Below are 5,306 nucleotides of genomic sequence, written 5' to 3'. Positions count from 1 at the left end.
CCACGTCGATCGCCGCGCCAGTATTTTCCGCGCGCGCAACGGCGCCCGAGACGGCGCGGCGCAGCACGGCCTCGAGCCGGTCGTGACTGGAATGATGCAGATGGTCGGCTTTGGTCGCCGCGAATAGGATGCGGTCGATGCGCGGCCGGAACAGGCTGGAGAGGATCGTGCTGCGGCCGATGTTGAAGCAGTCGAGAATGCCGGCCAGCGCTGCCTCGAGGTCGTGCAGCGCCTCGGGGCCGGAGTTGAACGCGGCAAGCCCATCGGCCAGCACGATCTGGCGATCGAGCCGGGCAAAATGATCGCGGAAGAACGGGCGAACCACCACATCCTTGTAGGCCTCGAAGCGGCGCACCATCATCGCCCACAGCGAACCCTCCGGCGCATGGCCGCCGGCGGGCACGTCGAGCGGCGCAAAGGTCAGCGCCGGCGAGCCTGCGAGATTGCCGGGCATCAGGAAGCGACCGGGCGGCAGCAGGCTCATCGCAAAGCGCTCGTCGCGGCAGGCGCGCAAATAGTCGGTGAAGAGTTTTGCGGCGCTGAGCGTCGCCTGCTCGTCCTCGCGGGCCTCGGGCTTGAGCGTTGCGAGATGCGCGTGCCATTCGCTCGCAAGATGCGCACGCGGTGCCTCGCGCGACAGCGCAAGGCTCTCCGCCGACCATTGCTCGAAACTCTTCTTCAGCAGCGGCAGGTCGAGCAGCCATTCGCCGGGATAGTCGACGATGTCCAGTGTCAGCGTGCGGTCGGCGCCGTTGTTGCGCTGATAGTCGATGACGAGCCTGAGCTCGCTGATGTCGACGGTCGAATTCGGCCACCGTCGCTCGTCGATCAGCGCGCGCAGATGGTTTTCATAGGCAAAGCGCGGCACGGCATCGTCGGGCTGCGGCGCCAGATGCGCCCGCGCGATCCGGCCCGAGGCATAGGCCTCGAACACCGGAAACCGGCCGCCGCGGGTGAGGCCGTGGATCAACGCGGTGATGAACACGGTCTTGCCGGCCCGCGACAGGCCGGTAACGCCTAACCGCACCGTCGGGTTGAATAAGTGCTCCCCATAGTCGATCAGCGCCTGGGCCGACAAGCGCGCTTCTTCGACCATATCCTGGAAACTGAATGCCATATGAACGTTAAGGGATCCGGGGCGGGGATAGGCAAAATGGACTAGTCACAAAAGTGGCAACTGCCTGAGGAAAATCAAGCTTCATACTTCCACCGCCTTTGTCGGCAAATCAGCCGTTTGAACGACGCGCCGATCCCGAAACACCCATAGAAGAGGCCATTACCTCATTTTGCGGATTGCCATGACCGACTTCCAACTGAAACACCTTGCATCCACCTCTGTCCACGCCGCGGCCGACGTGATCGGCTGGAACTATGACCGCGCCGAGCTCATCGCTGACGGAGTGGTCCACGCGATCGGCGTCCTCTCCGGCGTCATCGCGGCGACCGTGCTGATGGTGCTGACGGCGGTTTATGCCGACGCCACAGACATCGTCGGCGTCTCGATCTATGTCGCCGGCCTGCTCTCGATGCTGGTGCTGTCGGCGACCTATAATCTCTGGCCGATCTCGCCGGCCAAATGGCTGCTGCGGCGGTTCGATCATTCCGCGATCTATCTCCTGATCGCGGCGACCTACACGCCGTTCATCCTGGAGGTGAAGGACAGCGGGTTCGCGCTGGTGCTGCTCGCCGGGGTCTGGTGCGTTGCGATCCTCGGCATCGTGCTCAAGCTTTGCTGCCCCGGCCGCTTCGACCGCGTCTCGGTCGGCATCTATCTCGCCATGGGCTGGAGCGGCGTGATGCTCTACGACGCCGTGGTCCGGGCGCTGCCCGCGCTGGTGCTGAGCTTCATCCTTGCCGGCGGCCTGCTCTACAGCTTCGGCGTGATCTTTCACGCCTGGCGGCGGCTGCGCTTCCAGAATGCGATCTGGCACGGCTTTGTCTTGGCCGGTGCGGCGTGCCATTATACCGCGGTGCTCGACCTCGTGTTGAGCTGAGCAAGCTTCAAGAAGCGGTATAAGACAAGAGGAGACGTCGCATGCAGGTGACCGGCAAGGTCGTGGTCGTCACGGGCGGCGCAAACGGCATCGGCAAGGCGCTGTGCGAGGCCTTTCACAACGCAGGCGCAGCCAAGGTCGTCGTCGCGGATATGGATGCCGCCAACGCAAGGGCCGTCGCCGCCTTGGTGGATGGCGCGGCCTTCAAATGCGACGTGGCGCAGGAGAAGGACATTTCGCACGTCATCGAGGAGACCGAGCGGCAGTTCGGCCCCATCGCGCTGTTCTGCTCCAATGCCGGCATCGGCGGCGGCTTCGATCCGATGTCGGTCAATGCCGGCGGCGCCTCCGACGAGCCGTGGCAGCGCAGCTGGGCGATCCATGTCATGGCCCATGTCTATGCGGCGCGGCATCTCGTCCCCCGCATGAAGGCGCGCGGCGGCGGCTATTTCCTCAACACGATCTCGGCCGCGGGCCTGCTGTCGCAGGTCGGCAGCCCGGCCTATTCGACGACGAAGCATGCGGCGGTCGGCTTTGCCGAGAATCTCGCGATCTCGCACAAGGCTGACAACATCAAGGTCTCGATCCTCTGCCCGCAGGGCGTCGACACGAACATGCTGCGCTCGATCCCGAAGGGCCCGCAATCCGGCGACGGCGATCTTTCGCCCGAGCAGGTCGCCAAGGACGTGCTCGCCGGCCTCGAGCAGGAGACGTTCCTGATCCTGCCGCACCCCCAGGTGCTCGGCTACATGCGCAAGAAGACCGAGAACTACGACCGCTGGCTCGGCGGCATGGCCAAGATCCAGGCGAAGATGCGGGAAGAGTTCGGAAAGTAGGCTGCCGCTGTCGCTGCGGTTGACCCTGTCATGCCCCGCGAAAGCGAGGCATCCAGTACTCCGCGGCGGTCATTGGTTTGCACAACTGGCGCCGCGGAGTACTGGATCGCCCGGTCGAGCCGGGCGATGACACCGAGAGTGTGGTCACGCCGCTCGCTCCGCCTCATCCTCCACCCGGCTCTGCCTGAGCGCCCGCGCATAGAGCATCATCCCCTCGCGGACCGTGCGCTGTTCCGCTTCCGTCAAAGCGGACAGCGCGCCGCGCACCTGCTGGCGGCCGAACGCGTGCAGCGCCTCGAGCGTGCGCCGGCCCTTCGCCGTCAGCGACAATACCTTGCTGCGCGCATCATTCTCATCCGGCGTCTCCCTGAGCTCGCCGCAATCGATCAGCTTGCGCACCAGGCGGCTGACGCTGGATTTTTCCAGACGCAGGAAATCGCCAAGCTCGCCTGAGGTCATGGGACCGCGGATGCCGATCTCCAGGATCGTGTGCACCGCCGAGGGTGGATAGTCCGAGGCCGCCACGGTCGCATCCATGAAGCCGAGCTCGCGCACCATCAGGCGCGACGCGGCGCGGATGTCGTCGATCAGAGCAAGTTCGGCCATCTTGACTCCCGGCATATAGTTGTATCATACAACTATATGCCCAAAGCGGCGCATGCAAGCGTTTTGGAGTGGACCATGAGCGAAGCTTTGCCGGCAGGTCAGCGGATGGCGGGCAAGGTCTGCCTCGTCACGGGCGGCGGCAGCGGCATCGGCCGCGCCACGGCGATGCGGATGGCATCCGAGGGCGCTGAAGCGATCATCGTCGCCGGCCGGCGCGAAGCCGAGATCGACGCTACCGCCGCTTCGTGCCGCGAGCTTGGTGTGGAGGCGATGGCCCTCAAGACCGACATCACACATGAGGACGACGTCGAACGACTGATGCGTACGGCCGTCGAGCGTTGCGGCCGGCTCGACGTCGCCTTCAACAATGCCGGCTTCCAGGAGCGCCGCGCGCCGCTGCAAGAGCAGGGCACTGAGATCTACGATAGCGTGTTCGACACCAATGTCCGCGCACTGTTCCTGTGCCTACGCCATCAATTGCCAGTCATGCTGGCGCAGGGGCGCGGCAGTATCGTCGTCAACGCCTCCGTCAGCGGCGTGCGCAATCCCAATCCCGGCTTCTCGCTCTATTCGGCCTCCAAGGCCGCCGCGATCTCGCTGACCCGCTCGGCGGCGCTGGAGAACGCCCCGCGCGGCATCCGCATCAACGCCATCGCCCCCGGCCGTGTCGTCACCGACATGATGCTGCGCGCCGGAGTCGGCGATGTCGCGACGGTCAGCGCGGGATTGCCGCTGCGGCGGATGGGAAGCCCGGAGGAAGTGGCGGAGGCCGTGGTGTGGCTGGCATCCGATGCGTCATCGTATGTGGTCGGGCACGTGCTGGCGGCGGATGGGGGATTTTTGGCGTCGTAGCCTCGTAGCCCTGATGAGCGGAGCGACATCCGGGACCTTTGTTGCAGCACCCCGGATATCGCTACGCTCATCCGGGCTGCGGCAGCGTCAATGCTTCTGTCCGTAAAGCACCGGCACCGCCGAATCCACGACGGCCTCGACCAGGCTCGTCCCTTCATGCGCCATGCCGCGCTTCAACGCGTCGCCAAGCTCCGCGGCCTTGGTCACCCGCACCGCATGGCAACCCATGCCTTCGGCGAGCCGGACGAAATCGATACCCGGCAGCTCCAGCCCCGGCACGTTCCTCACCTGCATCACCTGGCTGAACGAGCGCATCGCGCCGTAGCCGGAATTGTTGATGACGACGACGGTCAGCGGCAGCTTGCGTTGCGCCGCGGTCCACAGCGCCTGGATCGAATACATCGCCGAGCCGTCGCCGATCAGGCAGACCGTGCGCTGCTTCGGCTTGCCGAGCGCCATGCCGACCGCGGCGGGCAGCGAATAGCCGAGGCCGCCGCTCGCCATGGTGTAAAAGCTGTCCTGGCCGGGCATCGGCATGAACTTCTGCATCGCCGGCCGGTGCGAGGGAACCTCCTCGACGACCGACGTACCTTCCGGCATCGCCTGCGACAGCGAATGCAGCAGGAATTCGACCGGCAGCGGATCGGCGGCTTGCGGTGCCGGCGGCAGCATGCGGCCTTTTGGCGAGGCGCGCTTGCTCCCCGGCAGCAGGTCGAGCAGCAGGCCCAGCGCCGGCTTCATCGTGGCGATGATGCTGGTGCCAACGGGCGTGACAGCCGCCGCGTCCGGATCATCGGTGATCTGGAAGATCGTCGCGTCGCCGTCGAAGATCGCTGCATGGCCCTCGACATGGAAGGTGAACACCGGTGCGCCGATGACGACGACGAGGTCGTGCGCGCGCAGCGCGTCGGAGAGTTGCGCGGGCGAGGCGTGCAGGAAGCCCGCGAACTGCGGATGCCGCTCCGGGAACGAGCAGCGCGCCGAGAACGGGCTGACCCAGACGCTGGCCTTGGCCCTC

6 protein-coding genes are annotated in these 5,306 nt (G+C 65.7%); 3 read left to right on the top strand and 3 right to left on the bottom strand.

The genetic code is table 11. The annotated features are described in order from the left end of the window. On the bottom strand, positions 1 to 1,117 hold a 1,117-nt coding region (locus tag MOV74_RS30610), incomplete at its 3' end, for a YcjX family protein (protein ID WP_246930533.1). Between the two features lie 181 nt (positions 1,118 to 1,298). Here MOV74_RS30610 and MOV74_RS30605 point away from each other — a divergent pair. Continuing rightward, positions 1,299 to 1,994, top strand: coding sequence for a hemolysin III family protein (locus tag MOV74_RS30605; protein ID WP_246930531.1), 696 nt, complete (start codon positions 1,299 to 1,301; stop codon positions 1,992 to 1,994). Positions 1,995 to 2,035: 41 nt separating this feature from the next. Beyond that, positions 2,036 to 2,830, top strand: coding sequence for an SDR family oxidoreductase (locus MOV74_RS30600; RefSeq protein ID WP_246930529.1), 795 nt, complete (start codon positions 2,036 to 2,038; stop codon positions 2,828 to 2,830). 144 nt (positions 2,831 to 2,974) lie between these two features. Here the strand turns inward: MOV74_RS30600 and MOV74_RS30595 are convergent, their stop codons facing one another. Next, positions 2,975 to 3,436 carry a MarR family winged helix-turn-helix transcriptional regulator gene (locus MOV74_RS30595; RefSeq protein ID WP_246930527.1) on the bottom strand — a complete coding sequence of 154 codons (462 nt, stop codon included), beginning with the start codon at positions 3,434 to 3,436 and terminating at the stop codon, positions 2,975 to 2,977. Between the two features lie 75 nt (positions 3,437 to 3,511). On the opposite strand from MOV74_RS30595, the gene MOV74_RS30590 reads away from it, so the two are divergent. Beyond that, positions 3,512 to 4,288, top strand: a complete 777-nt coding sequence (locus tag MOV74_RS30590) for an SDR family NAD(P)-dependent oxidoreductase (RefSeq protein WP_246930525.1) — start codon at positions 3,512 to 3,514, stop codon at positions 4,286 to 4,288. Between the two features lie 87 nt (positions 4,289 to 4,375). Here MOV74_RS30590 and MOV74_RS30585 read toward each other — a convergent pair. Then, the coding region (locus MOV74_RS30585; protein WP_246930523.1) for a thiamine pyrophosphate-dependent enzyme at positions 4,376 to 5,306 on the bottom strand (931 nt) is incomplete at its 5' end.

Origin of the sequence: Bradyrhizobium sp. SHOUNA76 (assembly GCF_023006445.1) — a bacterium.
GTDB lineage: Bacteria > Pseudomonadota > Alphaproteobacteria > Rhizobiales > Xanthobacteraceae > Bradyrhizobium.
The sequence above is the reverse complement of the archived record's forward strand: the minus strand, read 5'-3'. Positions and strand labels throughout refer to the sequence as shown.

What these genes read in the sequence shown, in the direction of transcription:
- MOV74_RS30605 (WP_246930531.1), top strand. Translation starts at nt 1,299, where the DNA reads ATGACCGACTTCCAACTGAAACACCTTGCATCCACCTCTGTCCACGCC.
- MOV74_RS30600 (WP_246930529.1), top strand. Translation starts at nt 2,036, where the DNA reads ATGCAGGTGACCGGCAAGGTCGTGGTCGTCACGGGCGGCGCAAACGGC.
- MOV74_RS30595 (WP_246930527.1), bottom strand. Translation starts at nt 3,436, where the DNA reads ATGGCCGAACTTGCTCTGATCGACGACATCCGCGCCGCGTCGCGCCTG.
- MOV74_RS30590 (WP_246930525.1), top strand. Translation starts at nt 3,512, where the DNA reads ATGAGCGAAGCTTTGCCGGCAGGTCAGCGGATGGCGGGCAAGGTCTGC.